This is a genomic window from Halomonas sp. A11-A, from assembly GCF_003182195.1.
Lineage (GTDB): Bacteria > Pseudomonadota > Gammaproteobacteria > Pseudomonadales > Halomonadaceae > Halomonas > Halomonas alkalicola.
Map to the genome: position 1 here is coordinate 26,512 of NZ_QGTM01000001.1, position 26,146 is coordinate 52,657.

Genomic DNA, 26,146 nt, shown 5'->3' on the forward strand with positions numbered 1-26,146 from the left:
AGCGCACCCCCACCCTCACCGGTCAACGTCACCGTGCAGGACTTCCGCCGCCTGCGGCGTGGCCTGGCGCTGCAGCTGGTGACCGAGGGGGTGGAGATAGAGGGGGTGGAGATAGAGGGGGTGGAGACCGAGGCCCAGGCCGATTTCCTGCGTCGCCATGGGGTAACGCTGATGCAGGGCTACCTGGCCAGGGTCAAAGGCAGTCGCTGACCGCGCCGGCCGGGCTCACCAGCCCGGCGGCGGCGAGCCCCGCCAGCAGGGCCTGGACATCCTCGAGCATCCTGGCCCACGGCAGCCCGAAGTGCTCGCCCAGCAGCTCCGCCAGCTCCTCCGGGCTCAGGGGTTCATGGCGCAGCAGCTGCCAGATCAGCCGACCGGTGGGGTTGAGCCGGTGGATCGCCCCACTGGCCACCTCCACCAGGAAGAGTTCGTCGCCCAGCGGATAGTCGAGCACGCCCTGCTCGGGCACCCAGGGGCCGCCCGGCAGCCCCTCCATCGACGGCGTGGGGCGCGCCACCAGGCTGGCCGCCGGCAGCGCTGTCGGCAGGGGCCCGCTCAGGGCCTCACCCAGGGCCCTAGCCGCCGCGAGCGGCTCCGAATAGCGCAGCAGCAGACAGGGTATCTGCCCCATCAGCGGCAGGAAGCGCTCCACCAGGGTCTCGCTCGCGGCCTCGGAAGCGAAGTTCTCGCACAGCAGCCGCAGCAGCCCCTCCCCCGGCGCCAGCCGGCTGAGCGCCGGGGCCACGGCCTCCTCGTCCCGCGCCAGCAGCACCACGGCACCCAGCGGGCGCACCTCGCCGTGGGACGCCAGCCGGCCACGCGGCGGCACCACGTAGCGGTAGCGCCTGTCGGCAGGCCCGGCATGGCGCTCGACGTAGTCGAGGAAGCCGGGCGCGAAGCTCTCTGGCAACGGCAGGCGCAGGCGGGGAGCGATGCCCAGCGCCATGCCCTCGCCCTCGGGCGTCAGGGCCAGCACATCATCACCGAACACCCGGAAGCCGGCGGCGGCGAAGGCGGCCGCCAGAGTGCTCTTGCCCGCCCGGTGGGAGGCCGGGAAGATCACCAGGCGCCCGTCGATCTCTACCGAACCACCATGCAGCCCGATGCTGTCGGGATGGCGGTCGAAGTATTCGCCGACCAGGTCGGCAATCAGGCTGCAGGCGGCCTCGGCAGGGGTGGCAAGAAAGAGGCCGTCCGGCAGGGCCGGCGAGTGCTGACGGTACCCCCGCCCTTCGCGACCAAGCCGGATCGGCGGAACCGCCCCCTCGGCCTCGAGCACCTCGACAGGCCATCCTGCCATCGCCGCCCGCAGGGCCTCGAGCACATCGGGGGAGTCGCTCAGACGCAACACCCGGCCGAGGCCGGCCAGGCATAGGTCACGTGATACGGCGGCCCTCACCATCGGGGGGGGACGGAGACGATCAGTCGGATTCCGCTGCGCTCATCATCGCGGCGATAATCGCGATAGACGCCATCGCGGCGGTCACGACGATAGCCACCGCTGGGTCGCGAATAGCTCGGGCGGGAGTAGCTCGGACGGGAGTAGCCGGGACGGCTGAAGCTCGGACGGGAGCGTCGGGAGTGCTGGGCCTGGGCCTGGCCAAGGCTGAAGAGGGTCGGGGCGACGTAGGCGCCGGCGATCCCGATGCCCAGGCTCGCCAGCAACCGGCGTCGACTCTGGCGCTTGCGCTCGTTCGGGTTCTCGGTGTCACGCTGGGTGGTCATGGCGGTCTCTCCAAGTTATCGAACAGCGTTCATTCTAGCGCTGCCCAGACCCGCTTCACCAGCCGACCGGGGGGACCTGGCGATGATCGCGGCCGGGTTCCGCGAAGCCTGCACATTCTGCCCGACGCTGTCGGTCAAGAACGACAGGCGAAAAAAAGCCGACCCAGGTGGGTCGGCCACAGGGGGGATGACTCCCCCCTCCCCTGACGACTCTTGATGCAGCTGGCTTCAGCGATTCTTCTTGCGATGATCCCGCACGATGAAGGTAATCCAGCCACCCATGAAAGCGATCATCATCGCGACGGTGACCAACCCGAAGATTACGGCGTCATCCAGATACATGTGCGTGCCCTCCCGTCTCGATGTGTTGAGAGGACTTTAGCCCGGGGAGGCGGGAAAAAGCCTGACCTGCATCAAGATTCGTCCCGCCCCCGCGGGGCGGCGGAGGCGAATTTGATGCAGGTCAGTTTTCACAGCACCTTCTTGTCTTCGACGCTGGCGTGATCGGTGCCGGGGGGCAGCGGATGGCCCTTGGCCAGCTCCGCACGGGTGGCATCGCGCACCTCGAGCACCTCCAGACGATAGCGCAGGGTGCGGCCCGCTAGCGGATGGTTGGTGTCGATCAGCACGCTGTCATCGCGCACCTCCAGCACCGTGACCACCTGGGGGCCGGCCTCGCCGGGGGTCTGGAAGCGCATGCCCGGCGCCAGATCGCTCACCGGGAAGGCGCCGCGGCCGACCTCGCGCACCAGCGCCTCGTTGCGCAGCCCGTAGGCCTCCGCCGGCATCAGGGTCACGCTCAGTTCGGCGCCTGCGACCTGGCCCTCCAGGGCACGCTCTAGCCCCTCGACGATATTGTGGTGGCCGTGGAGGTACTCCAGCGGCTGCTGGCGGGCACGGGAGTCATCCAGCAGCGCGCCGTCGGCGGTATCGGTCAGGACATAGTGCAGGGTCACGACCCGCTGGGGGGCGATCGTCATGGCAGTCTCCTCGGACAGGAAAAAGGGGGCGCGATGCTCAGCTGCGGCGCAGCTGGGCCACCGGTACCTCCAGGCGCTGCTGGCGATGCAGCAGGTTGAGCAGCACGATGGCGCGCTCCTCCCCCTTGTGGCTGGCAAAGACCGCCTGCAGGTCCTTGAAGGGCCCCTCGGTGATGGTGACCGGCTCGCCGGTGCGGAAGTAGAGGTTGACGGTGGCGTCGTCGCGCTCGCTGCCGTGCTCGCGCAGGGTGGTGATCAGCGCATCGCTCACCGCCACCGGCATGTCTCCGAAGCCGACCAGCTTCAGCACGCCGCGGGTCGAGCGGATCGGGCGCCAGTTGCTGACCAGCCGATCGAGGTGAATGAACAGGTAGTAGGGGAACAGCGGCTCGCTGACCCACTCGAGCTTGCCGCGGCGCTTCTTCTGCACCTCGAGCACCGGGTGGAACACCTCGTAGCCCTGGTTGGCCAGGTGCTCGGCGGCACGGAACGACTCACCGCCCTTGCACTGGATCACGTACCAGCGGGGGACGGCCTCGTCGCCGGACTCAAGGGTCGCATCGTTCTCGTTCATGGGACTCCTGACAGGTAAGGCTGGACGCTGGTATCACCGCCCGGGCTCTGCAACAATCGGCGCGATGTCCGGGCCCCCGGCCCGGCAGCCGGATTCTACCATCGATGGTGACCGCCTGTGACGGCCCGCCGTCCGGGTGGCTCGCAAGGAGTGCCCTGCCCGATGCCAAGCCCCATGCCCAGCCCAACGCCCCATCGCAGCTGGCGCGACGCCCTGGCGATCTACCTGCGTGCGCCGGTGATCACCATGCTGTTCCTCGGCTTCTCGGCCGGCCTGCCCTTCCTGCTGGTGTTCTCGACCCTCTCGGCCTGGCTGCGCAGCGACGGGGTCGAGGTGGCCGCCATCGGCTTCTTCTCCTGGATCGGCATCCTCTATTCGATCAAGTTCTTCTGGGCGCCGGTGGTGGATCGCCTGGCCCTGCCGCTGCTGACCCGCACCTTCGGCCAGCGGCGCGGCTGGATGCTGCTGGCCCAGGCGATGATCGCCGCCGGCCTGGTGGGGCTGGCCAGCCTCGACCCGACCCGGAACCTGGCCATGGTGGCGGGCTTCGCACTGCTGGTGGCCTTCGGCAGCGCCACCCAGGACATCGCCATCGACGCCTTCCGCATCGAGTCGGCCCCGGACGATATCCAGGCGGCCATGGCCTCCACCTACATCATCGGCTACCGCGGCGGGCTGCTGGCCGCCGGTGCCGGCGCCATGTACGTGGCCTCCTGGCTCTCCTGGGAGGCGGCCTACCTGACCATGGCCGCCCTGGTGGGCATCGGGGTGGTCACCGTGCTGCTGCGGCCTGAGCCTGCGCGCCTTTCGCTCACCACCCAGCTGATCCACGAGCCGAAGGTGCGCGCCTTCCTGCGCGCAAGCCGCGGCAAGCCGCGCCAGCTGCGCCGCCTGGGCGCCTGGGTGATCGGCGCCATCGTCTGCCCCTTCACCGACTTCTTCAGCCGCCACCGCCTCAAGGCGCTGTGGCTGCTGGTGTTTATCGCCGTGTTCCGGATCAGCGACCTGGCCATGGCCTCCATGGCCAACCCGCTCTATATCGACATGGGCTTCTCCCTGGCCACCATCGCCAACGTCACCAACGTCTTCGGCATCGCCATGAGCGTGACCGGGGGGATCCTGGGGGGGCTTCTGGTGGCGCGCTACGGCATCGGGCCGATCCTGGTGCTGGGGGCGGCGTCTGCCACCCTGACCAACCTGCTGTTCGCCGCCCTGGCGCTGGCCGGCCAGAGCCTGCCGATGCTGGTGATGGCGATCGTCGGCGATAACCTCGCCAACGGCCTGGCCAGCGCGGTGTTCATCGCCTTCCTCTCCAGCCTCACCTCAAGGGCATATACCGCGACCCAGTACGCGCTCTTCTCGTCGCTGATGACCCTGCCGGGCAAGTTCCTCAGCGGCTTCGGCGGGCTGGTGGTGGCTGCCGAGGGCTACGCCACCTTCTTCGTCATCGCCACGGCCCTGGGCCTGCCGGCGATCGCGCTGGCGATCTGGATCAGCCGCGACCGCGACCTGGTGCCGGCCCCGCTGGCCCGCGGGACCTGACAGCTTAAGCACGGCTGGCCCTGCGGGCGCCGGGAGACTAGCGCTCGTCGAGCCAGGCCTGCAGCCAGGCCAGCGCCCCGGGGGTGGCTCGCCACTGGTCGCGCATCAGGGTGCGATACTGCCACGCCTCTGCCCGGGAGCCCGGCTCGGCCACCCCGTCGCCGCCGACGGCGGGCAGCGGGCGGGGGCTGTCGGCGCACAGCAGGGCCAGGGCATGGCCGTTGTGTCGACGGGCCTCCTCCAGCGCCTCGGCGGCCTCGGCCTGACGCTCGAGACGATAGAGCGCCAACGCGCGGCCCAGCAGCAGGCCCAGCGCCGCCTCGCCCAGCTCCTCTCCCGCCGGCGGGTGGCTGACGGCGAGCGCCTCGTCGTCGCGCCCGTCGCGCAGCAGCTGGTCGAGCACCAGCTCCCGGAGCCCCAGGCTATCGTGATCATCCAGCGCCAGCAGGCGCTCGGCGAGCCGCCGGGAACGCTGGCGTGCGCCGCGCTCCATGCCCACCACCAGCGCCAGGCCGGTGCGCAGCAGCAGGGCGTTGTCGGCATCGTCCCAGGCCAGGGTGCCGGGCCCCTCCCCGGCCGCCTGGTCAAGCCAGCGCTCCAGCCGCTCGGCCAGGGGCACGAAGAGGCTCGGGGCCATCCAGGGTAGGCTGCCGAACCGGGTGGTGAGCGCCAGGGCCAGGCCCTGGAGCACCGCCGGGGCATCGAGCCACTCGGGGTGGGCACAGAGCTCGGGCAGCCACTCGCCGGCCGCCGGCCAGGGGTCATCCTCCAGCCCCAGCGGCGACTCGCTGACTGCCTCCGCCGGGAAGCAGGCGAGCCATGCCGCCGTGAGGGCCCGCTCACGCTCGCCCTGGTGGTATTCGAGACGCCCCTCGTCGCTGCGAGTGATCCGCAGCCGAGGAGCGGTGGGCAGCACCTCCAGCAGGGCCTGCAGCGACGCCAGCGGACCGGCCAGGTCCTCCTCGGCGTTGAGCAGCTGCTCGGCCAGGGTGGCCCCGGGGTTGTCGGCCAGGTCGGCCAGGAACTCCAGCTGGTCGGGATCCAGCTCGCCCTGGCGGGCGAGGCGGCGGAACCAGAAACGAGCCCGCTCGGCGGCCTCCTCCTCGTGCCCCTCGTGGAGCAGCAGCATCGCCTCGATATAGGCCAGGGTCGGTGAGTCCGGCAGCGCCTGCTGGGCACGCACGAAGGCGGCCCGGGCGCTGTCGAGGTCGTCGGCGTCGAGATGCATCAGGCAGAGGCGCTCCAGGGCCACTCCCCTCAGGAACAGCGGGCCCTGCTCGAGCACGGCGTCGAGGAGGGCCTCACGCTTGTGACGGAAGCCGCGCTCCTGATAGAGGTCGATGAGGATCTCGAAGGCGGGCTCGGCCTGCTCGGGCAACCGCGACCAGTCGCCGCGCTCGAACAGCGATTCGAGGATCTGCTGGGCGCGGCCGCGCTGGCCGGTCTCGGCGGCAATCAGCCCCGCCTCGAGCAGCGCCTGGGCCGGGGCGCGACCGCTCTCCAGAGCCGCCTTGAGGGAGTCGCCCTTCCACTCCCGCAGCGACAGCATCCACATCAGGTGGTCGGGCACCGGACCGGGCAGGCGCACCGCCCCGCAGCACTGCTTGGTCTTGCGGCCGGAGTCGCACCAGCAGGGCTCGTTGCGGCCCGGGCGCGCCAGGGGTTCGCAGGCGAAGCCGAGGCGTTCCAGCGGCGTCTGGGACCACAGCTCCGGTGCCAGCGCCTGGGCCATGGGCAGATTGCCACCCACCAGCGCCGGGCCTTGCTCGCGGGCCCAGGTCATCAGCGCCGGATAGCGCTCGTCGCGGCGAATCGCCTTGAGGGCTCCCGAGGCAAACCCCAACAGCTGTTCGACCCATACTGCCAGCATGGCACTCTCCACCGTCCGGAAAACGGCACAGTCTACCAGTCCGCCTGGCGGCTGGGCAGCCGCTCAGCGCCTCGTCCATGGCCCGCCAGTCCGCCTGACCGCCCAGCCGGGTGCGGGATCAGTGCCCCGCCGGTCCGGGCCCCCAGCCCCAGCAGCCGTCTCGTCCTGCCTCGTTCACGCATGCTGTCGCTCCGCTCGTTGGGGTCGAAATATCGATACAAGCATTGCACACAAAAACCATCTCGTGACACCTGGCCAGGGACACCGCCGGCTGGAAGAATATCCAGACTACCGCCGAAGAGCCTGCCATGCGCCTGATCATCGCCGAGAAACCCAGTCTCGCCCGCGCCATCGCCGACGCCCTGCCCGGCGCCCCCCGCAAGCAGGAGGGCGCCATTGCCGTGGGCGACACCGTAGTGACCTGGTGCCTGGGCCACCTGCTGGAGCAGGCGCCGCCGGACGCCTATGACCCGGCCCTCAAGCAGTGGCGGCTCGATAGCCTGCCGATCCTGCCCAGCCGCTGGAAGCTGACGCCGCGCCCGAAGGCGCGTGGCCAGCTGGCGGTGATCCGCGGCCTGCTCAAGTCCGCCCGGGAGGTGGTCCACGCCGGCGACCCGGACCGCGAGGGCCAGCTGCTGGTGCAGGAGGTGATCGAGCACCTGGGCTGGAAGGGGACGGTCCTGCGTCTGCTGGTCAGCGACCTCAACCGGCCGGCGGTGCAGCGCGCGCTGGCCCGGCTGGAGGACAACGCCCGCTATCAGCCGCTCTATCGCGCCGCCGAGTCGCGCTCCCGGGCCGACTGGCTCTACGGCATCAACCTCACCCGAGCCTGGACCCTCACCGGGCGCCAGGCGGGCCACGACGGAGTGCTCTCCGTGGGCCGGGTGCAGACGCCGGTGCTGGGGCTGGTGGTTCGCCGCGACGCCGAGATCCGCGACTTCACCCCCCACCCCTTCTACGTGCTGTGGGCGGACCTCGCCGTGGCGCGCGGGACGCTGCGCGCCTGGTGGGCGCCCGGCGAGGGCCAGCCTCTGGACGACCAGGGGCGACTGCTCGAGCGTGCCCCCGCCGCTGCCCTGGCCGAACGGCTGCCCGGCGCCGAGGGGCGGCTCACCTCGCTCGAGACCCAGGAGAAGCGCCAGGCCGCCCCGCTGCCCTACTCCCTCTCCGCGCTGCAGGTAGACGCCGCACGCCGCTACGGGCTCTCCGCCAAGGCGGTGCTGGATACCTGCCAGGCCCTCTATGAGCGCCACCAGCTGATCACCTACCCGCGCTCCGACTGCCGCTACCTGCCCCAGGAGCACTTCGCCACCGCCAGAACCACCCTGGAGAGCGCCTGCCGGGCGGACGACACCCTGCGCCAGTGGCTGGCCGGGGCCGACTTCACGCGGCGCTCGCGGGCCTGGAACGACAAGCAGGTGGGCGCCCACCACGCCCTGGCCCCCACCGGCCGGCCCATGGACCCCACCCGCCTCTCGGCCACTGAGGCCAACGTCTTCCGGCTGATCGCCCGCAACGTGCTGGCCCAGTTCTATCCCCCACTCGCCACCCGGGAGGTGAAGGCGGAGTTCCAGATTCTCGGCGAGGCCTTTCGCGCCCGCGGCCAGGAGATTCTCGAGGCGGGCTGGAAGCCGCTCTTCACCACCCGCGACGAGGCGCCGCCGCTGCCGGCGCTCAGCGAGGGCGAAGCGTGCCGGGTCGTCGAGGCCGCCGTGGAGGATCGCGAGACCCGCCCGCCGGAGCCCTTCAACGACGCCAGCCTGATCAAGGCGATGATGAACATCGCCCGCTACGTGGACGACCCGGCGGTGAGGCGCACCCTGCGCGAGCACGACGGCCTGGGCACCGAGGCCACCCGCGCCGGCATCATCGAGACCCTGGTGGAGCGCGGCTACCTGGTGCGGCGCGCCAAGGCGCTGCGTGCCACGCGCCTCGGCAGCGCCCTGATCGCTTCGCTGCCCGAGGCGGCCAGCCGCCCGGAGCGCACCGCCCTGTGGGAGCAGCGCCTCTCGGCCATCGCCGAGGCGGGCGCCGACCCCGCCCCCTTCCTCGGCGACCTGATCCGCGACCTGCACGGCCTGCTGGCCAGCGCCGACGCCGGCCGCCTGCGCCAGGCGCTGGCCACCGCCCGCGGCGAGGAGCCCGCCCCCGGCGGGCGCGCCCCGGCCAGACGCCGAGGCACGGCCTCCCGTCGCCGCAGCGGAACCGGTAGCGGCACCCGTCGCCCGAGCCGCAAGCGGAGCGGCTCATGAACCGGCAGGGCACCCACTGGATCGTCGGCCCCGGCGCCCTGGGCCGGCTGATCGGCCTGCGCCTGGCCACCCGCCCGGGCCTGCCCGTGGCGGTGGCCCTGATCGGGCGCCGTCGCCTCCCCAAGGAGCAGACGCTGGTCACCCCCCAGGGGGAGGCCCTGAGCGTCAGCGTGGCAACCGCCACCCTGGGGTCGCTGCCGACCGACCCGCCCGGCGTGGTGCACCTGACCACCAAGGCCTACGGCGCCGAGGCGGCCCATGTCGCCCTGGCCTCCCACCTGCCTGCCGGCACGCCGCTGGTGCTGTGGCAGAACGGCTTCGGCTGCCAGCCACGCCTCGCCCAGCGCCACGACGGCCCGGTGCTGTGTGCCACCACCACCGAGGGCGCCTACCTCGAGGCCGGGCCGGCGAGCGACGGCCGGGTGGTCCATGCCGGCCACGGCGAGACCCTGATCGGGACGCTCGACGACGCCAGGGACACCCGGCATGCCGCACTCGCCAGGGCCCTGGCCGGCGAGCTCGCCACCGCGCTCACCGACGCCGGCCTGGCCGCCCGGGCGGTCGACGATATCCACCGGCGGCTGTGGCACAAGCTCGCCGTCAATGCCGCCATCAACCCGCTGGTGGCACGCTTCGGCATCCGCAACGGCCAGCTGCGCGACCGCCCCTTCCGCCCCATGGTGGAGGCGGTCATCGCCGAGGTGGCGACGATCCTGGCCGCCGAGGGCATCGCCCCGCCCGACGGGGCGGGGGGCGTGATGGCGCGAGGGGAGGAGCATGCCCGGGACCTCGAGGCGTGGCGAGGCCTGGTATGGCGAGTGGTGGAGGGCACCGCCGGCAACCGCGCCTCCATGCTGCAGGACGTGCTGGCCGGACGGCCCACCGAACACGAGGCGATCCTCGGTCCGCTGCTGGCCGCCGCCGATGCCCATTGGCTGCCGGCCCCGCGCCTGACCGAACTGGCGGACTGGCTCAAGGCCCGGGAAGTGGCGGGCTCGAGCGACACTTGCTAGGCTATCTTGACACCAATCACTCGCCCTGAGGCTCTTGCCGAGGTCGGCCGGGCCCCAGCGCAAGGACAGGGATCATGAGAACGCGTTCCCTCTGCGCCTGCCTGCTGGCCTGCCTGGCCGCCACCGCCACGACCGTGGCGCTGGCCGATGGCGCCCCCTCCTTTGCCGGCAAGGACAGCGACCTGATGCGCCTGGACAACGGCATGGTGATCGAGGGGCGCGACATCGAGACGCCAGACGGCTACACCTCCGGCTTCCGGCTCATCGCCGGCTTCACCCCGCTGCGCCTTCCCCGGCTCGACCTGGCCGCCGAATTCAGCTATCGCGAAAGCGACGAAGTGCCCACCCGGATGGGTGACAACAGCCTGCTGGTCAACTCGGTCAGCCTGGGCGGCAGCCTGATGGCCGGCGTGCGCATCGGCCAGCTCGGCCTCTACGCCAAGTCCGGCCTGGCGGGCTGGGAGGGCGACGCGGTGATCCCCCGGGATGCCCTCAATACCGCCGGCACCACCCGAGTGACTGGCCTCGGCGCCCGCCTGGAGTTCAACCACCTGGTCAGCCGCCTGGAGTTCGAGGAGTTCGACGCCCCGGACATGGCGCATCTCAACCTGTTGACCGCCTCGCTGCACTTCCCCTTCTAGAAGCAAAAAACAAGAAGCAAGAAGCTAGACAGATAAGGTGTCCGCGCAGGCACAAGCCGCAAGGGGTTTCCTTGCCGCCTGTGCCTTCTCGCTTGATGCGGGCCGAAGACCCTAGCCGGTATTGCGCAGCCCCGCCGCGATGCCCGCCATGGTGACCATCAGCGCCCGGGACAGGTCGGCGCTGATCGCCCCGTCGGCATCCCGGTTGCGCTGCAGAAGCTCCGCCTGCAGGCCATGCAGCGGATCGATATAGGGGTTGCGTACCGCGATGGCCTGGCGAATCAGCGGGGTCTTCTCCAGCAGCTCCTGCTGTTCAAGGACCTGCAGCACCACCTGATGAAGCCGGCCGAAACGCTCGCGCAGCCGCTCGCCCAGCGCCTTGAGCGCCGGCTCGTCCACAAGGCGATGCTCATAGTAGGCCGCGATGCCCACGTCGGCCTTGGCCAGCAGCATCTCCAGCATGTCCAGGTAGGTGCCGAAGAAGGGCCAGCTATCGCGCATCTCCTGGAGCACCTCCAGGCCACCCTCCTCCTCCAGGCGCCGGGCGAAGGCCTCGCCGCTGCCCAGCCAGGCGGGCAGCATCAGCCGGATCTGGGTCCAGGCGAAGATCCACGGGATCGCGCGCAGCGTCTCGACGCCACCGTCCTGGCGGCGCTTGGTGGGACGCGAGCCCAGCGGCAGCCGCCCCAGCGACCCCTCCGGCGTCACCGCCCGGAAGTAGGGCACGAAGTCGGGATCCTCGCGCACCACGCCGACATAGGCACGGTGGGCCACCTCGGCCAGGCGATCCATCTCCTCGCGCCAGCGGGGCTGCGGCGCCGGCGGCGGCAGAAGGGTCGCCTCCAGCACCGCACAGGCGTAGATCTCCATGGAGCGCAGGGCGATCTCCGGCTGGCCGAACTTGAAGCGGATCATCTCGCCCTGCTCGGTCACGCGAAGGCTGCCGTTCACCGACCCGGGCGGCTGGGAGAGAATCGCCGCGTGAGCCGGGCCGCCGCCGCGCCCCACGGTGCCGCCGCGGCCGTGGAACAGGGTCAGGTCGACGCCATGCTGGCGGCATACCTCAACCAGGGTCTCCTGGGCGCGATACTGGGCCCAGGCCGCGGCCAGCTGCCCGGCATCCTTGGCCGAGTCGGAGTAGCCGATCATCACCTCCTGGCGGTCGGCGACGAGGGCGCGGTAGCCGGGCAGCGACAGCAGCCGGTCGATGACGTCGCCGGCATGGTTGAGGTCGTCCAGGGTCTCGAACAGCGGCGCGATGGGCAGCTTGACCTCGCCCCCCACCTCCTTCATCAGCAGCGCCACGGCCAGCACGTCGGAGGGTTGCCCCGCCATGGAGATGATATAGGTGCCCAGCGCCTCGGCCTGCTCGCTGGCGATGACGCGGAAGGTATCGATCACCTCCCGGGACTCCGAGGAGCACTCCCAGCGGCGAGGAATCAGCGGACGCCGCGAGGCGAGCTCCTCGAGCAGGAAGGTCTGGCGCTGCTCCTCGCTCCAGTCGCGGTAGTGGCCAAGGCCCAGGCCATCGGTGAGCTCCTCCATCACCTGGGCGTGACGCCCCGCCTCCTGGCGGATGTCGAGTTTGGTCAGGGTCACCCCGAACACCGCCACCCGACGCAGGGTATCGAGCAAGGCGCCGTTGGCGATGGTGTCGAGGCCCACATCGCACAGCGAGCGGTAGCAGGTCAGCAGCGGCGCGAAGAGCTGGTCGCGGCTCTCGATGACCGGCCCACCGTCGAAGGGCTTGCCGTCCAGGCACGCCTTGGCCCAGTCGCGGGTCGCCTCGACCCGGGTGAGCAGCCGGCGCAGCAACTCGCGATAGGGTTCGGCGACATCCCCCACCTCGGCCTTCAGGGCGCTGTTGGCCTTCCACATGGAGAGCTCGGCTTTGAGCTGCTCCAGGTCACGCAGGTAGAGGTCGGCGGCCATCCAGCGTCCCAGCAGCAGCACCTCGCGGGTGACCCGGGAGGTGACGTTGGGATTGCCGTCACGGTCGCCCCCCATCCAGGAGGCGAAGCGGATCGGCGCCGAATCCAGCGGCAGCCGCTCGCCGGCGGTCTCCAGCAGCAGGTTGTCGAGGTCGCGATGGAAGTCGGGCACCGCCTGCCACAGCGAGTTCTCGATCACCGCGAAGCCCCATTTCGCCTCGTCCACCGGGGTGGGACGCTCGTGGCGGATCTCGTCGGTATGCCAGGCCTGGCTGATCAGCTCCTCCAGGCGCCCCTTGGCCCGGACGCCCCGCTCGGGGTAGTCGCCGGAGGACTCGATGGCGGTGAGGCAGTCGTCGATGGCATCGTACTTCTGGATCAGGGTGCGGCGGATGACCTCGGTGGGATGGGCCGTGAGCACGAGCTCGACGCGCATGGCGGCCAGGGTCTCCACCAGCTTGCGCGGCGTGTTGCCGGCCTCGCGGGCGCGGGCCAGCAGTTCACTGAGCACCGGCTGGCTGCCGGGGCGGTAGTCCTCCACGCGGCGAAAGCGCGCCCGATAGTGCTGCTCGGCGATATTGGCCAGGTTGAGAAACTGGTTGAAGGCGCGGGTCACCGGCAGCAGGTCGCGGTCGGGCAGGCGACGCAGGTAGTCGATCAGTTCGCGCTGGCTCGTCTCGTCGCCCTGGCGGCCGCGCTTGGCGAAGCCGCGGATGGTCTCGATCTTGTCGACGAAACCGGCACCCAGGTCATCGGCGATGGTGCGCCCCAGGCTATCGCCCAGGACACGAACGTTGTCGCGCAGGGATTCATGCAGGTCGTGGCTCATGGCCCAGAGTCTCCCGGAGTCGCTCCCGCCGTCGCGGGAGATGAGAAGGGGGTGGTGGAGTCGGCGGCGGAGCGCTCGGCGGCCTTGGCGGCCTGCCAGTGGCGCTCCATGAGGTCGAGGCCGGCCTCCTCGAGGGCCACGCCCTCGGCGATCAGGGCCGCCTCCAGATGGCGGAAGCGGCGCTCGAACTTGGCATTGGTGGCGCGCAGGCACTGCTCGGGGTCGGCCTTGAGGGTGCGCGCCAGGTTGGTCACCGCGAAGAGCAGGTCGCCCACCTCCTCGGCGGCGTGGTCGCGGTCGCCGGCGGCCAGCGCCTCCTCGACCTCGTCGAGCTCCTCGCGGATCTTGGCGATCACGCCCCGCGCATCGGGCCAGTCGAAGCCGACCCGGGCGGCGCGCTTCGAGAGCTTGGCGGCCCGGGAGAGCGCCGGCAGGCTGCGCGGGACGTCGTCCAGCACCGACGCCGCGGCGGGTTCTCGCCTCGCGGCGGGCTCGGCCTGAACGCGTTCGGCGCGCTCCTCGGCCTTGAGGCTCTCCCAGCGGGAGTGGACCTGGGCCGTCTCGATCTCCTCGGCGGTCACACCCGGCGGGCGACGCGAGGCCAGGGTGCCGTCGGGGAAGACATGGGGGTGGCGGCGCAGCATCTTCTCGGTCAGAACGTGCACCACGTCGCCGAAATCGAAGCGCCCCTGCTCGTCACCGAACCGGGCGTAGTAGACCACCTGGAAGAGCAGGTCGCCGAGCTCCCCGGGCAGCTCATGCCAGGCCCGCCGCTCGATGGCATCGGCGACCTCGTAGGCCTCCTCGAGGGTGTGGGGGACGATGGAGTCCCAGTCCTGCCGGAGGTCCCAGGGGCAGCCCTGCTCGGGGTCGCGCAGCACGGCCATGAGGGTCAGCAGGTCGTCGAGGTCATGGCGGCGACTCATGAGCCCTTCCCCTTGCGCTTGCCCGCCTTGGCGCCGCTGCGCAGCCGGCGCACCTCGATCACATTAGAGAGCTGCTGGATGCGCGAGAAGAGCCGCCCCAGGGTCTCCAGGCCGTCCACCTCCACGGTGATCTGCATGCGCGCGATGCCGTCGTCGGTGTCGGTCAGGGTGTTGACCGCCAGCACGTTGACCTTCTCGTTGCCGAGCACGCCGGTGACGTCGCGCAGCAGGCCGGAGCGGTCCCAGGCCTGGACCTCGATATTGACCGGGTACTGGGTGCGCGCCCGCTCGCCCCACTCCACCTCGATGATGCGCTGGGGCTCCTCCAGACGCAGCTGCAGGATGTTGGGGCACTCCTGGCGGTGCACGGTGACCCCGCGCCCCTGGGTGATGAAGCCGACGATGGGCTCCCCGGGCACCGGGTGGCAGCAGTTGGCCATGCTGGTCTTGAGGTTGCCCACCCCGAGCACGGTGATGTCGCTCTGGCCCGCCTTGCCCGGCGAGCGCTTCGGCTTGGCCAGCAGGCGGTCGAGCTGCTCCTGGTCGTCGTTCTCGCCGAACAGCTGCTGGGCCTGGTGCAGCACCTGGCCGATGCGCAGGTCGCCGGCGCCCAGCGCCGCGTACATGTCATCGGGGGTCTGGTAGTTGACCTTGCGCGCCAGGGTCTCGAGGTCCATGTCCTCGAGGTCGAGGCGCTTCATCTCGCGCTCGAAGAGGGCGCGGCCCTCCTCCAGGTTCTGGTCGCGGGCCTGGTGCTTGAACCAGGCCTGGATCTTGGCCCGGGCGCGGCTGGTGCGCACGTAGCCGAGGCTGGGGTTGAGCCAGTCGCGGCTGGGGCCGCCCTTGCTGGCGGTGAGGATCTCCACCTGCTGACCGGTCTTGAGCCGGTAGGTGAGCGGCACGATGCGGCCGTTGACCTTGGCGCCGCGGCAGCGGTGGCCCACCTCGGTATGCACCCGGTAGGCGAAGTCGATGGGGGTGGCGATGCGCGGCAGGTCGATGACGTGGCCGTCGGGGGTGAAGACGTAGATGCGATCCGGGGCCACGTCGCTATTGAGCCCCTCGCTGAGGTTGCCGATGTCGCCGACCTCCTCCTGCCACTCGAGCACCTGGCGCAGCCAGGCGATCTTCTCCTCGTAGCTGGAGCTCTTGGCCTTGGTGTCGTGGCCCTTGTAGCGCCAGTGGGCGCAGACCCCGAGCTCGGCTTCCTCGTGCATGGCGAAGGTGCGGATCTGGATCTCCAGCACCTTGCTCTCGGGGCCGAGCACCGCGGTGTGCAGCGACTGGTAGCCGTTCTTCTTGGGGTTGGCAATGTAGTCGTCGAACTCGTTGGGCACGTGGTGCCAGCGCGAGTGCACCAACCCCAGCACGGTGTAGCAGTCGGCCACCTCTGGCACCAGGATGCGCACCGCGCGTATATCGTGCACCTGGGAGAAGTCGATGCGCTTGCGCTTCATCTTCCGCCAGATGGAGTAGATATGCTTGGCGCGGCCATCGACGTCGTAGCGGGTGATGCCCTGGGTCTCCAGCATGTCCTTGAGGGCCTCGACCACCTCGGCGATGTAGCGGTCGCGATCGACACGCTTCTCGGCCAGCTGGCGGGCGATCGCCTTGTAGTCATCCTCGTGGAGGTAGCGGAAGGAGAGATCCTCCAGCTCCCACTTGAGGTGGCCGATGCCCAGCCGGTGGGCCAGGGGCGCATAGATGTCGAACACCTCCCGGGCCACGCGCAGCTGCTTCTCACGGGGGGCGTCCTTGACCTGGCGCAGGGCACAGGTGCGCTCGGTGATCTTGATCAGCGCCACCCGCACGTCGTCGATCATGGTCACCAGCATCTTGCGCAGGTTGTCCTGCTGGTCGTGCTGACCCATCTCGTGGCTGGGCGTCTGGGAGGCGCTGATCGCCGCCATCTGCAGCACGCCGTCGATCAGGCCGGCGACCTCGCGACCGAACTGCCGGGTGATGGCCGGCAGATCGATCAGCCCCTCGCGCACCGCCCGGTAGAGCACCGCGGCCACCAGGGTGGCCTGGTCGAGCTTCAGCTCACCGAGGATATCGGCCATCTCCAGGCCCATGCGGAAGCTGGAGCCATCGGCCAGCCAGCGACGGTGGGGCCGGCCGGACTCGCGCTCCAGGCGCTCGGCCAGCAGGCAGGCCTCGCGCAGCTCCCCCGGGTCACGCAGCTTGACGTCTTCCTGCAGGCGCTCGATCCAGCGCTCGATGTCGACGCACCCCGTGTCGGTCAGCGGCTGGTCCTCACGGACTTTAACCATCGGGCGTAGCTCCTTGCGGCTGCCGTTCTGCAGACGGGTACTCGAACAGCAGCATCGATTCCAGGTGTGAGGTATGCACGAACATGTCGGCCACCGCGAGTCGCGCCAGCCGATAACCGCCATGCACAAGGCGTGCCGCATCCCGCGCCAGGGTGGCCGGATCGCAGGAGACATAGAGCACCCGCGGCACCGGGGCGGCCACCAGCGCCGCGCAGACGGCATCGGCGCCATCCCGCGGCGGGTCCAGCAGCAGGGCGTCCGGCGCGGCCTCGGCCAGCAGGGCCTGCACCACCGCGGCATCGTTGAGGTCGGCCTGGCGGACCGTCACCGACTGGACCCGCAGCGACGGATTGAGGCGGACGTTGTCGGCCAGCCGCTCGACCATGGCCGGGCTGCCCTCCACCGCCGTCACCCGGGCCCCGGCGGAGGCCAGCGGCAGGCTGAAGTTGCCGACACCGGCGAACAGATCCAGCAGCGAGGCGCCGTCAAGCCCCTCGAGCCAGGCCAGGGCGGTGGCCACCATCTGCCGGTTCACCTCGGCGTTAGCCTGCAGGAAGTCGCCCGGGGCGAAGCCCAGGGTCAGCTCTCCCTCGTCGCCAGACGCGCCAGCGGCCGATGGCACGCGACAGCTCAGCGCCGGCGCCGGGGTCAGCCAGGTGAGCGCCGGCGACTCGCGCCCCGCCAGCCAGGCCAGGTGCAGGCCATGCTCGGCGGCGAAGGCCTGCCAGGCCTCGCGGTCCTGAGCATGCGCCTTGAGCTGGCGAACCACCAGCACCGGCCCCTGGTCGCTGTCGAGCAGTTCCAGATGTCCCACCTGGCGCGGCGCCGAGAGCGACGCCACCTGCTGGTGCAGGGGCGCCAGCAGGGCGTCGAGGGCTGGCACCAGGATGGTGCAGTGATCGATATCCACCAGGCGATGGCTGTGGCGAGCGCGGAAGCCGAGGTGCACCTGCCCCGCGGCGTCGACCTTGACCCCGAGCCGGGCGCGGCGGCGATAACCGCTGGCCTCCCCTGTCAGCAGCTCCGGCGCGGTGGGCGCCTCGATGCCCTGGCGGGCGAGCAGGTCGAGAAGCACCGCCTGCTTGTGGCGACGCTGGGCAGACACGGCCAGATGCTGGAGGTCACAGCCGCCGCAGCGGCCGAAGTGGGCACAGGGAGGCACGACCCGGTCGGGCGAGGCTTCGAGCAACTCGCGCACATGGGCCTCATCGAAACGCTTGCGGGTGCGGTGTACCGCCGCCTCGACCCGCTCTCCGGGCAGCGCCCCCTCGACGAACAGCGCCTTGCCGGCGGCGTCATGAGCCAGCCCGCGGCCGTCGTGGGCCAGGCGCTCGATGGTCACCCCCGGGGACGGCTCCTCGCTGCCCGCGTGCTCACCGGGAATACCCCGGGGCGCCTGGCGCCCCTGCAGGCCCGAGACCCCAGACCGTTCACGGCGCGGCCGCCGCTTGCCCAGCATCGCCATCTCAGGCCTCCGGGGCGAACAGGCCGGTGGAGAGGTAGCGGTCGCCGCGGTCGCAGACGATGAACACGATCACCGCGTTCTCCACCTCCTCGGCGACGCGCAGGGCGCCGGCCAGAGCACCGCCGGAGCTGACCCCGGCCAGGATGCCTTCCTCCCGGGCCAGGCGGCGCATGTGCGCCTCCGCCTCGTGCTGGCCGATGTCCAGCACCCGGTCGACCCGGGAGGCATCGAAGATGCGCGGCAGGTACTCCGCCGGCCAGCGGCGAATGCCGGCGATGCTGGCCCCGTCCTCGGGCTGCAGGCCGATGATCTGCACCTCGGGGTTGCGCTCCTTGAGCGCCTGGGAGACCCCCATGATGGTGCCAGTGGTGCCCATGGAGCTGATGAAGTGGGTCACCGTGCCGCCGGTCTGCTCCCAGATCTCGGGGCCGGTACCTCGGTAGTGGGCCAGCGGGTTGTCGGGGTTGGCGAACTGGTCCAGGCGCTTGCCCTCGCCGCGGGCCAGCATCGCCTCGGCCAGGTCGCGGGCCTCCTCCATGCCTCCCGCCTTGCTGACGGTGATCAGCTCGGCGCCGAAGGCCGCCATGGCCTGCTTGCGCTCCTCGGAGGCGTTCTCGGGCATGATCAGCACCATGCGATAGCCCTTGATGGCGGCCGCCATGGCCAGCGCGATGCCGGTATTGCCCGAGGTCGCTTCCACCAGGGTGTCACCGGGGCGGATCTCGCCGCGCGCCTCGGCCTGCTCGAGCATGGAGAGGGCCGGGCGATCCTTCACTGAGCCGGCGGGATTGTTGCCCTCCAGCTTGGCCAGCAGGATGTTGTTGCGGCCGGCGGTGATGCGCTTGAGGCGGACCAAGGGCGTGTTGCCGACGACCTCCTCGATGGTGGGAAAATGCATGCAACCTTCCTTGTGGAAACGGGTTTTCGGCCATTATATCCCTGCCGCCCCGGGGTGGACAGGCATCCGCCGCGGCTGTGTCATACTGGGGACTGCCACCTGCAGAGAGCCTGTCGATGTCCCTGAAGTTCCGCCTGCTGATGACCGGCCTGGTCGTCCCCTGGCTGCTGATGCTGCTGCTTGCCGCCACGACCCTGTCGCTGCACCGCTCGCACCACAGCGATCAGCTGCGGGCCCGCCTCGATCACGCCGTTGACCTGCTAGCGCCCCAGCTGGGCAGCCCCGATGACGCCCTACAGCGGGAGGCCACGGCGGCGCGACTGCTGGAACTCGACGAGGTTCGCGCACTCGGCATCATCGATGCCCGGGGCGAGACGCTGCTGGAGCTGGGCCGGCTGCGCTCACCGTCCGGCCTGCCGCGCGACGGCCACCGCCACCTCGAACAGCAGGCCACCGAATGGCGACTGCAGACGCCGCTGTCCGGCACCGAACCGACCTGGCTGGTGCTCGACGTGGATGCCAGCCGGCTGCTGCTCGACCACTATCGCCAGATCGGCCTGACGGCCCTGCTGCTGGGGATCGCCGCCCTGCTGCTGGGGGGGCTGACCTTTGCCACCCACCGGCGCCTCGTCCTTCCCCTGCGAGCCGTGGATGAGGCCCTCTCCCAACTGGCCCGCGGCGAGAGCCCCCCCGAGCTCGCCCCCTCGCCCGGCGAGCTGGCCGGCCTCACCGAACGGGTCAACGCCCTGGCCAGCCACCTGGCCCGGGCGCACCTGGAAACGCAGCGCCAGATCGAGCAGGCCACCGCCGAGCTCGAGGAGTCCATGGAGACCATCGAGGTCCAGAACATCGAACTGGACATCGCCCATCGCCGTGCCGTGGAGGCCAACCGCATCAAGTCGGAATTCCTGGCCAACATGAGCCACGAGATCCGTACCCCGCTGAACGGCATCATCGGCTTCTGCCGCCTGCTCGACCGCTCGCAGCTGGAGCCGCGTCAGCGCGAATGGCTGGAACACGTCCAGCGCGCCTCCAGCAACCTGCTGATGCTGGTCAACGACGTGCTCGACTTCTCCAAGCTCGAGGCCGGGCGCCTGGAACTCGAGCGCCTTCCGCTGGACATGGTGGCCCTGGTGGATGAGGTGCTGGGCCTGCAGGCACCGCTGGCCCATCAGAAGGAGCTGCAGCTGCTGGGCCTGGTCTATGACGATGTGCCCAGCGTGCTCACCGGCGACCCGATGCGCATCCAGCAGGTGCTCACCAACCTGGTGCACAACGCGGTGAAGTTCACCCACCAGGGCGAGGTAGTGGTACGGGTGATGGTGGAACAGGCTGACCCCGGCCGCGTCATCCTGAGGATCAGCGTCACCGACACCGGTATCGGCCTCTCCCCGGAGCGCCAGCGCCGTCTCTTCCAGGCCTTCCACCAGGCCGAGCCCAGCCACTCCCGGGAGTTCGGCGGCAGTGGACTGGGGCTAACCATCTGCCGCCAGTTGGTCGAACAGATGGGCGGCGAGATCGGCGTGGAGAGCGAGCCCGGCCAGGGCGCCACCTTCTCCTTCACCCTGCCGCTGGAGGGCAGCGACCTCAGCGAGCGCCCCCCCGAGCTTGAGCTCGACGGGCAGAGGGTCCTGATCGAGGAGCCCCACCCCGCCACTCGCCGCGCCCTGCACCATCTCTTTTCCCGCTGGGGCGCCCAACCGCTGGGCGACACGACCCCGCCAGCCCAGAACGGCCCCCCGGCCCTGCTGGTCGCCAGTCTACCCCACACGCCGCTGACCCCGGAGGAGGCGGCGGCCTGGCAGCGCCGACTGGCCGAGCTGGACTGCCCGACGCTGTTGCTGGCCAATGCCAGCCCGCTCGACCTGCCCAGCCTGCCGCTGCCCCACGGCGGCGAGATCCTCGCCAAGCCGGTGGCCAGGGGCACCCTGGCCAGCGTCGTGGCGGGCCTCCTGGACGCAGGCGAAGGCTCGACATCGGCCGCCCCGCGGGAGCTGTCGCCCCCCTCGGTGCTGCGCCTGCTGGCGGTGGATGACACCGAGTCGAATCGCCTGCTGCTGCGCGAGCTGTTGGCAGGCCCCGGCATCGAGGTAAGCCTGGCCGCCAGCGGCGAGGAGGCCCTGGCCCTGGCCCGACAGCACCCCTTCGACCTGGTGCTGATGGATATTCGCATGCCCGGCATGGACGGCGTGGCCGCCACTCGGGCGCTGCGCCGCCTGGGCGGCCCCTGGCGCACCACCCCGGTGGTGGCGGTCACTGCCCACATGCTGGAGGAGGAGCGCCACCGGCTGTTGGCCAGCGGGCTGGATGATGTGCTGGTGAAGCCGCTGGACGCCACCGAGCTGCGCAGCGCCCTGCACCGGCATCTGGATGTCGCCCTGCCGGAGGGCGACGAGGCCGCCTCGCCACCGCGGGAGGAGGCGCCCGTGCTGATCGCCGACGACGGCGAGCTGCCCACGGTGGACCTGGAACTCGGCACACGGCTGGCGGGGGGGCGGGTCGCGCTTGCCAGGGAGCTGCTGGTGCGCCTGGCGGGGGGGCTCGACGACAATGAAGCCGCCCTGCGCCGCGCCCTGGAGGAGGGCGACGACGAGGCGCTACTGGACGGCATCCACGCCCTCAACGGGGCCTGCCGCTACTGCGGGGCCCCGCGGCTGGGGCTGATCGCCGAGTCCCTGGAGACCCGGCTGCGCACCCGTGGCCGGGAGGCGGTGATACCGCTGATGGACGACCTCTTCGCCGCCATGGCGGACCTGCGCGCCTGGGCGAAGCCACAGGCCAGGCCCGGCGACAGCTAGCCTTCCAGGACCACGAAGGCGATCGCCAGCGCCTCCTCGTCGCTGATCGACAGGTGGGTCGCCCGCACCCCGGCGGCCAGCGCCATCTTGTGGGCCTTGCCCGACAGCAGCAGTGAGGGCCGGCCCAGGGCATCGTTGGTGACCTGGATCTCGGTCCAGCGCATGCCCAGCCGTAGGCCGGTTCCCAGCGCCTTGACGAAGGCCTCCTTGGCGGCGAAACGCTTGGCCAGGAAGGCCGCCGGCGCCGGATGCCCCGTCAGGCGTTCACGCTCCAGTTCGCCCAGCAGCCGCAGCGCCAGCCGCTCGCCGTGTCGCGCCAGCGCCCGCTCGAAGCGCTCGACCCTGGCGATGTCGGTACCGATGCCGAGGATCATGGCTCAGTGCTGATGATCGTGGTGAGGGTCATGATCATGGTCATGGTCATGGTCGTGGTCATGCTCCTCCAGCGAGGCCACGAAGCCCGCCTCCTGGCCGGCGATGGCCAGCCGCTTCATCTCGGCCACCGCCTCCTTGAGCCCGACGAAGAGCGCACGGGCGATGATCGCATGACCGATATTGAGCTCGTGCAGACCGGGGATGGCGGCGATGGCCTCCACGTTGTGGTAGTTGAGGCCGTGGCCGGCATTGACGGTGAGCCCCAGCTCCAGCGCCATCTCCACGGCCGCCGCGAGCCGCGCATGCTCCTTGACCGCCGCCTCGCCGGTCACCTCGGCATAGGCGCCGGTGTGCAGCTCGATCACCGGGGCGCCGGCGCGAGCCGCCGCCTCGATCTGTGACGGTTCGGGGTCGATGAACAGCGACACCTCGCAGCCGGCCGCGGCCAGGCGCTGGCAGGCGGCCTGGATCGCCGCGAAGCCCCCCACCACGTCCAGGCCGCCCTCGGTGGTCAGCTCCTCGCGCTTTTCGGGCACCAGGCAGACGTGGGCCGGGCGGACCTCCTCGGCCAGGCGGATCATCTCCTCGGTGACCGCCATCTCCAGGTTCATGCGGGTGTTGAGCACCTCGGCCAGCAGGCGCACATCGCGCTCCTGGATGTGCCGGCGATCCTCACGCAGATGCACGGTGATGCCATCGGCGCCGGCCTCCTCGGCCAGCAGCGCCGCCTGGACCGGGTCGGGGTAGCGGGTACCGCGGGCCTGACGCAGGGTGGCGATATGGTCGATATTGACGCCGAGCAGGAGTCGGGGGGGATGCATGGCACGATCCTTGAATAGGCGGGAAATCAGGAGGTAATCAGTGTGGCCCAGCCCGGCGGCGCTCGACAAGCTGGGCCATCAGCTCCCGGGAGCGCAAGGGGCGGGCGCCCAACAGCGGCGCCAGCGCCGCCCGGGTGACCGCCTTGGCGGGGCCCGCGAGGCCCGGGGCGTCCCAGTCCCCGGCCGCCAGCAGGCGCAGGGTGCGGCCATCCAGGCCCGGCTTGCTGGGGCGAAAGGCACGGCTGGCCGCATCCAGCACATAGCGCGACTGGGGGTCCAGTTCGCCGCCGTCCGGGGTAGTGAAACGCGGCAGGGCGTCGAGCGCCTCGAGCAGCGCCACCTCGAGGCGACGCAGGCCGGCGGCGCGGGCATCCGGCCTGGGCAGGGCCTCGAGCAGCGCCGTGTAGAAGGCGAACACCTCGGCCACCGGCAGCTCCACCGGCAGGGTGCGGGTGAGCAACTCGTTGGCATAGAGCCCGCAGAGCAGCCCCTCGCCGGCCAGCAGCGCCGCGGAGCCGCGGCTCTCCATCAGGCGAAGGCGCTTGAGCTCCCCCTCACCCGCCCAGGTGAGGTAGAGCGGCGCGAAGGGCTGCAGGCGCCCCCGGGAGCGGGAACCGGGGCGCTGCACCCCCTGGGCCACCGCCCGCACCCGCCCGTGGTGCAGGGTCAAAAGCTCCACCAGGGCGCTGGTTTCTCGGTAGGGGCGCCGGTGCAGCAGGAAGGCCGGTTCAGGCGTCATGGCGCCTCAGTCGAGGTTGTAGCCCAGGCTCTTCAGCGCCCGCTCGTCGTCAGACCAGCCGCGCTTCACCTTGACCCAGAGGTTGAGCATCACCTTGGCACCGAAGGCGCGCTCCATGTCCAGGCGCGCCTCGCGGCCGATGCTCTTGATGCGCTCGCCGTTCTCGCCGATCAGGATCTTCTTCTGCCCGGGCCGCTCCACCAGGATCAGGGCGCTGATGTGCACCACCCGCCCCTCGTCGCGGAACTCCTCGATCTCCACGGTCATCTGGTAGGGCAGCTCGTCGCCGAGCTGGCGCATCACTTTCTCGCGCACCAGCTCCGCGGCCAGGAAGCGCTGGCTCTTGTCGGTGACCTGGTCCTCGGGGAAGAAGTGCACGCTCTCGGGCAGGTGCCTTGCCACCTCGGCCTCCAGCTCCGGCACGTTGGTGCCGTGCTTGGCGGAGATCGGCACGATGGCGGCGAAGTCGCGCTTGGCACCGATCTCCTCGAGCCAGGGCAGCAGGCTCGCCTTATCCTGCAGCCGGTCGACCTTGTTGACCGCAAGGATCACCGGCGCGGTGACGTGCTCGAGGCGCTGCAGCACGATCTGGTCCTCGTCGCTCCAGCGGGTACGGTCGATGATGAACACCACGCAGTCCACGTCGCGCAGGGCCTGGGTCGCCGCCTGGTTCATAAAGCGGTTGATCGCCTTGTTGCGATCCTTCGCCATGATATGGATGCCGGGCGTGTCGACGTAGATGAACTGCGCTTCCCCCTCGGTCTTGATGCCCATCACCTGATGGCGGGTGGTCTGGGGACGCCGCGAGGTGATGGAGATCTTCTGGCCGAGGATCCGGTTCATCAGCGTCGACTTGCCGACGTTGGGGCGACCGACGATGGCCACGAAGCCGCAGGTCTGGGTCATGGTCGTGCTCCCGGTGCGTTGGCCCTGACGGGTTCCAGCAGGGCCAGGGCCTTCTCGGCGGCCTGCTGCTCGGCGTGGCGCCGACTGGCCCCTTCGCCGGTGGTGTGCTGCTCGAGCATCTCCACGTGACACTCCACGGTGAAGGTCTGAGCGTGCGCCTCGCCCTCCACGTTGACCACCTCGTAGCGGGGCAGCGGCACCTGACGGGACTGCAGGAACTCCTGCAGGCGGGTCTTGGGATCCTTCTGGGTATCCTGCAGGCTGGTGCTCTCCAGCCGCGGTGCATACCAGGAGAGCACCCGGGCGCGCACCGCCTCCATGCCGGCGTCCAGGTAGATGGCGCCGATCACCGCCTCCACGGCATCGGCGAGGATCGACTCGCGGCGATGACCGCCGCTCTTCATCTCGCCGGAACCGAGCCGCAGGTGCTCGCCGAAGCCCATCTCGCGGGCCAGCTCGGCCAGGGTCTGGCCCTTGACCAGGCGCGCACGCAGGCGCGAGAGCTGCCCTTCGCGGGCGTCCGGGAAGCGCCGGAACAGCGCCTCGGCGATCACGAAGTTGACAATGGAGTCGCCAAGGAACTCGAGGCGTTCGTTGTTCTGCCCGCCGACGCTGCGATGGGTCATGGCCAGTTCCAGCAGGGCGGGATCCCTGAAGGCGTGGCCGAGGCGTCGGCTGAAGGCGTTGAGGGAGTGGCTCACGGATATCCTGTTGTCTGATGTCTTATCGGCGCCGAGGTGGCCCGCGGACGGCGGCCCTTGCCGCCGGCGGCATGGAGGCTCACTGGATGCGGCGCACGCTTGAGAAGCTGGGCAGGCCGCCGTCCCAGTGCATCCACACCGCGAACGCCCGGCCGACGATGTTCTCCTCCGGCACGAAACCCCAGTAGCGGCTGTCGTTGGAGTGGTCGCGGTTGTCGCCCAGGGTGAAGTAGTGGCCTTCCGGCACTACCACCTCGCGCATCTGCGGGCCCGGGTCTCGGGGGTTATTGTAGATCCGGTACTCGACATCGCCCAGCCGCTCGGCCAGCAGCAGTTCGCCCGGCGCGCCGGCGGGGCTATCCTCCAGCAGCCGCTTGGGCACCGGCTCGCCGTTCACGTAGAGCTGCTTGCCCTCGTAGCGCACGGTGTCGCCCGGCAGGCCGACGACCCGTTTGATGAAATTCACCGACGGCTCGTTGGGGAAGCGGAACACCATGACGTCGCCGCGCTCCGGCTCGTTGAACTCGACGATGCGGGTGTGCACCACCGGCAGGCGCAGGCCGTAGGTGAACTTATTGACCAAAATGAAATCGCCTACCTCGAGCGTCGGGCGCATGGAGCCGGAGGGGATCTGGAAGGGCTCCACCACGAAGCTGCGCAGCACCAGCACCACCAGCAGCACCGGGAAGAAGGAGCGCGAGTAGTCCACCGGCCAGGGCTCCTTGAGCACCTTCTCGCGGGCGACGGGATCGAGCCCCTCGGTGGTGCCGGCCTCGGCGTTGGCCGCAGCGCGGCGGCGGGCGGGGCGCCACCACACGAGATCCAGCAGCCAGATCAGGCCGGTGATGGCCACGGCCACTACCAGCAGCAGGGAGAAATCCATGGGG

At 70.5% G+C, this 26,146-nt stretch carries 23 protein-coding genes; 6 read left to right on the forward strand and 17 right to left on the reverse strand.

All coding sequences use genetic code 11. The annotated features are described in order from the left end of the window. Positions 1-33 precede the first annotated feature (33 nt). A complete protein-coding gene (locus DER72_RS15995; RefSeq protein ID WP_146209022.1) occupies positions 34-210 on the forward strand; it encodes an EAL domain-containing protein in 177 nt (58 codons plus the stop codon). On the opposite strand, the gene DER72_RS00115 is transcribed toward DER72_RS15995, so the two are convergent. The 5 genes from DER72_RS00115 to rfaH form a co-directional block, all read right to left on the reverse strand. Then, positions 194-1,351 (reverse strand): PqqD family protein, encoded by a 1,158-nt coding sequence (locus DER72_RS00115; RefSeq protein WP_181395572.1) that lies wholly within the window; start codon positions 1,349-1,351, stop codon positions 194-196. The two genes, DER72_RS15995 and DER72_RS00115, sit on opposite strands and share 17 nt — an antisense overlap. Before the next feature lie 44 nt (positions 1,352-1,395). After that, positions 1,396-1,725, reverse strand: a complete 330-nt coding sequence (locus DER72_RS00120; protein WP_110067984.1) for a hypothetical protein — start codon at positions 1,723-1,725, stop codon at positions 1,396-1,398. 228 nt (positions 1,726-1,953) lie between these two features. Next, on the reverse strand, positions 1,954-2,067 hold the full coding sequence (ccoM, locus tag DER72_RS16550) for a cytochrome c oxidase subunit CcoM (RefSeq protein ID WP_309064147.1): 114 nt from the start codon (positions 2,065-2,067) through the stop codon (positions 1,954-1,956). Between the two features lie 128 nt (positions 2,068-2,195). Next, positions 2,196-2,705 (reverse strand): peptidylprolyl isomerase, encoded by a 510-nt coding sequence (locus DER72_RS00125; RefSeq protein WP_110067985.1) that lies wholly within the window; start codon positions 2,703-2,705, stop codon positions 2,196-2,198. A gap of 37 nt (positions 2,706-2,742) precedes the next feature. Beyond that, positions 2,743-3,279 (reverse strand): transcription/translation regulatory transformer protein RfaH, encoded by a 537-nt coding sequence (gene rfaH / locus DER72_RS00130; RefSeq protein WP_110067986.1) that lies wholly within the window; start codon positions 3,277-3,279, stop codon positions 2,743-2,745. Positions 3,280-3,453: 174 nt separating this feature from the next. Here rfaH and DER72_RS00135 point away from each other — a divergent pair, with 174 nt between their 5' ends. Continuing rightward, positions 3,454-4,821, forward strand: a complete 1,368-nt coding sequence (locus tag DER72_RS00135) for an MFS transporter (RefSeq protein WP_110067987.1) — start codon at positions 3,454-3,456, stop codon at positions 4,819-4,821. Positions 4,822-4,858: 37 nt separating this feature from the next. Here DER72_RS00135 and DER72_RS00140 read toward each other — a convergent pair whose 3' ends face one another. Beyond that, positions 4,859-6,691, reverse strand: a complete 1,833-nt coding sequence (locus DER72_RS00140) for an SEC-C metal-binding domain-containing protein (RefSeq protein WP_110067988.1) — start codon at positions 6,689-6,691, stop codon at positions 4,859-4,861. A 308-nt stretch (positions 6,692-6,999) separates the two neighbouring features. On the opposite strand from DER72_RS00140, the gene DER72_RS00145 reads away from it, so the two are divergent. The 3 genes from DER72_RS00145 to DER72_RS00155 all read left to right on the forward strand — a co-directional run bounded on the left by DER72_RS00145 (position 7,000) and on the right by DER72_RS00155 (position 10,597). Further along, on the forward strand, positions 7,000-8,943 hold the full coding sequence (locus DER72_RS00145) for a DNA topoisomerase III (protein WP_110067989.1): 1,944 nt from the start codon (positions 7,000-7,002) through the stop codon (positions 8,941-8,943). After that, positions 8,940-9,956: a ketopantoate reductase family protein gene (locus tag DER72_RS00150; protein WP_110067990.1), complete on the forward strand. Its 1,017-nt coding sequence runs from the start codon at positions 8,940-8,942 to the stop codon at positions 9,954-9,956. Before DER72_RS00145 ends, DER72_RS00150 begins: the two co-directional genes overlap by 4 nt. A gap of 74 nt (positions 9,957-10,030) precedes the next feature. Further along, on the forward strand, positions 10,031-10,597 hold the full coding sequence (locus tag DER72_RS00155; RefSeq protein WP_181395573.1) for a hypothetical protein: 567 nt from the start codon (positions 10,031-10,033) through the stop codon (positions 10,595-10,597). Positions 10,598-10,708: 111 nt separating this feature from the next. Here DER72_RS00155 and ppc read toward each other — a convergent pair whose 3' ends face one another. The 5 genes from ppc to cysM are packed head-to-tail and all read right to left on the reverse strand — an operon-like array spanning position 10,709 to position 18,919. Further along, positions 10,709-13,357, reverse strand: a complete 2,649-nt coding sequence (gene ppc / locus DER72_RS00160; RefSeq protein ID WP_110067991.1) for a phosphoenolpyruvate carboxylase — start codon at positions 13,355-13,357, stop codon at positions 10,709-10,711. Beyond that, entirely contained in the window at positions 13,354-14,283 is a 930-nt protein-coding gene (gene mazG / locus DER72_RS00165) for a nucleoside triphosphate pyrophosphohydrolase (protein WP_110067992.1), read from the reverse strand. The genes ppc and mazG overlap by 4 nt, the downstream gene beginning before the upstream one ends. Then, positions 14,280-16,556, reverse strand: a complete 2,277-nt coding sequence (gene relA / locus DER72_RS00170; protein WP_110067993.1) for a GTP diphosphokinase — start codon at positions 16,554-16,556, stop codon at positions 14,280-14,282. The genes mazG and relA overlap by 4 nt, the downstream gene beginning before the upstream one ends. After that, the gene (gene rlmD, locus DER72_RS00175) at positions 16,549-18,021 is read right to left on the reverse strand and encodes a 23S rRNA (uracil(1939)-C(5))-methyltransferase RlmD (protein WP_110067994.1); all 1,473 of its coding nucleotides are present in this window, start codon (positions 18,019-18,021) and stop codon (positions 16,549-16,551) included. The genes relA and rlmD overlap by 8 nt, the downstream gene beginning before the upstream one ends. A gap of 1 nt (position 18,022) precedes the next feature. Next, positions 18,023-18,919 carry a cysteine synthase CysM gene (gene cysM / locus DER72_RS00180; RefSeq protein WP_110067995.1) on the reverse strand — a complete coding sequence of 299 codons (897 nt, stop codon included), beginning with the start codon at positions 18,917-18,919 and terminating at the stop codon, positions 18,023-18,025. Between the two features lie 116 nt (positions 18,920-19,035). Here cysM and DER72_RS00185 point away from each other — a divergent pair, with 116 nt between their 5' ends. Continuing rightward, positions 19,036-21,717 (forward strand): ATP-binding protein, encoded by a 2,682-nt coding sequence (locus DER72_RS00185; RefSeq protein WP_110067996.1) that lies wholly within the window; start codon positions 19,036-19,038, stop codon positions 21,715-21,717. Here the strand turns inward: DER72_RS00185 and acpS are convergent. From acpS to lepB, 6 genes are all read right to left on the reverse strand, one after another. Further along, entirely contained in the window at positions 21,714-22,091 is a 378-nt protein-coding gene (gene acpS, locus DER72_RS00190; protein WP_110067997.1) for a holo-ACP synthase, read from the reverse strand. The two genes, DER72_RS00185 and acpS, sit on opposite strands and share 4 nt — an antisense overlap. Before the next feature lie 3 nt (positions 22,092-22,094). Continuing rightward, positions 22,095-22,913 (reverse strand): pyridoxine 5'-phosphate synthase, encoded by an 819-nt coding sequence (gene pdxJ, locus DER72_RS00195; RefSeq protein WP_110067998.1) that lies wholly within the window; start codon positions 22,911-22,913, stop codon positions 22,095-22,097. Between the two features lie 37 nt (positions 22,914-22,950). Next, complete coding sequence (recO, locus tag DER72_RS00200; RefSeq protein ID WP_110067999.1) at positions 22,951-23,652, reverse strand: DNA repair protein RecO; 702 nt, start codon at positions 23,650-23,652, stop codon at positions 22,951-22,953. 6 nt (positions 23,653-23,658) lie between these two features. Beyond that, on the reverse strand, positions 23,659-24,558 hold the full coding sequence (era, locus tag DER72_RS00205) for a GTPase Era (protein WP_110068000.1): 900 nt from the start codon (positions 24,556-24,558) through the stop codon (positions 23,659-23,661). Next, the gene (rnc, locus tag DER72_RS00210; RefSeq protein ID WP_110068001.1) at positions 24,555-25,259 is read right to left on the reverse strand and encodes a ribonuclease III; all 705 of its coding nucleotides are present in this window, start codon (positions 25,257-25,259) and stop codon (positions 24,555-24,557) included. The genes era and rnc overlap by 4 nt, the downstream gene beginning before the upstream one ends. A 79-nt stretch (positions 25,260-25,338) precedes the next feature. Further along, on the reverse strand, positions 25,339-26,142 hold the full coding sequence (lepB, locus tag DER72_RS00215) for a signal peptidase I (RefSeq protein WP_110068002.1): 804 nt from the start codon (positions 26,140-26,142) through the stop codon (positions 25,339-25,341). Positions 26,143-26,146: the final 4 nt, after the last annotated feature.

Coding starts and splice junctions, on each gene's coding strand:
- DER72_RS00120 (WP_110067984.1), bottom strand. CDS start 1,725: ATGACCACCCAGCGTGACACCGAGAACCCGAACGAGCGCAAGCGCCAG.
- ccoM (WP_309064147.1), bottom strand. CDS start 2,067: ATGTATCTGGATGACGCCGTAATCTTCGGGTTGGTCACCGTCGCGATG.
- DER72_RS00125 (WP_110067985.1), bottom strand. CDS start 2,705: ATGACGATCGCCCCCCAGCGGGTCGTGACCCTGCACTATGTCCTGACC.
- rfaH (WP_110067986.1), bottom strand. CDS start 3,279: ATGAACGAGAACGATGCGACCCTTGAGTCCGGCGACGAGGCCGTCCCC.
- DER72_RS00135 (WP_110067987.1), top strand. CDS start 3,454: ATGCCCAGCCCAACGCCCCATCGCAGCTGGCGCGACGCCCTGGCGATC.
- DER72_RS00140 (WP_110067988.1), bottom strand. CDS start 6,691: ATGCTGGCAGTATGGGTCGAACAGCTGTTGGGGTTTGCCTCGGGAGCC.
- DER72_RS00145 (WP_110067989.1), top strand. CDS start 7,000: ATGCGCCTGATCATCGCCGAGAAACCCAGTCTCGCCCGCGCCATCGCC.
- DER72_RS00150 (WP_110067990.1), top strand. CDS start 8,940: ATGAACCGGCAGGGCACCCACTGGATCGTCGGCCCCGGCGCCCTGGGC.
- DER72_RS00155 (WP_181395573.1), top strand. CDS start 10,031: ATGAGAACGCGTTCCCTCTGCGCCTGCCTGCTGGCCTGCCTGGCCGCC.
- ppc (WP_110067991.1), bottom strand. CDS start 13,357: ATGAGCCACGACCTGCATGAATCCCTGCGCGACAACGTTCGTGTCCTG.
- mazG (WP_110067992.1), bottom strand. CDS start 14,283: ATGAGTCGCCGCCATGACCTCGACGACCTGCTGACCCTCATGGCCGTG.
- relA (WP_110067993.1), bottom strand. CDS start 16,556: ATGGTTAAAGTCCGTGAGGACCAGCCGCTGACCGACACGGGGTGCGTC.
- rlmD (WP_110067994.1), bottom strand. CDS start 18,021: ATGGCGATGCTGGGCAAGCGGCGGCCGCGCCGTGAACGGTCTGGGGTC.
- cysM (WP_110067995.1), bottom strand. CDS start 18,919: ATGCATTTTCCCACCATCGAGGAGGTCGTCGGCAACACGCCCTTGGTC.
- DER72_RS00185 (WP_110067996.1), top strand. CDS start 19,036: ATGTCCCTGAAGTTCCGCCTGCTGATGACCGGCCTGGTCGTCCCCTGG.
- acpS (WP_110067997.1), bottom strand. CDS start 22,091: ATGATCCTCGGCATCGGTACCGACATCGCCAGGGTCGAGCGCTTCGAG.
- pdxJ (WP_110067998.1), bottom strand. CDS start 22,913: ATGCATCCCCCCCGACTCCTGCTCGGCGTCAATATCGACCATATCGCC.
- recO (WP_110067999.1), bottom strand. CDS start 23,652: ATGACGCCTGAACCGGCCTTCCTGCTGCACCGGCGCCCCTACCGAGAA.
- era (WP_110068000.1), bottom strand. CDS start 24,558: ATGACCCAGACCTGCGGCTTCGTGGCCATCGTCGGTCGCCCCAACGTC.
- lepB (WP_110068002.1), bottom strand. CDS start 26,142: ATGGATTTCTCCCTGCTGCTGGTAGTGGCCGTGGCCATCACCGGCCTG.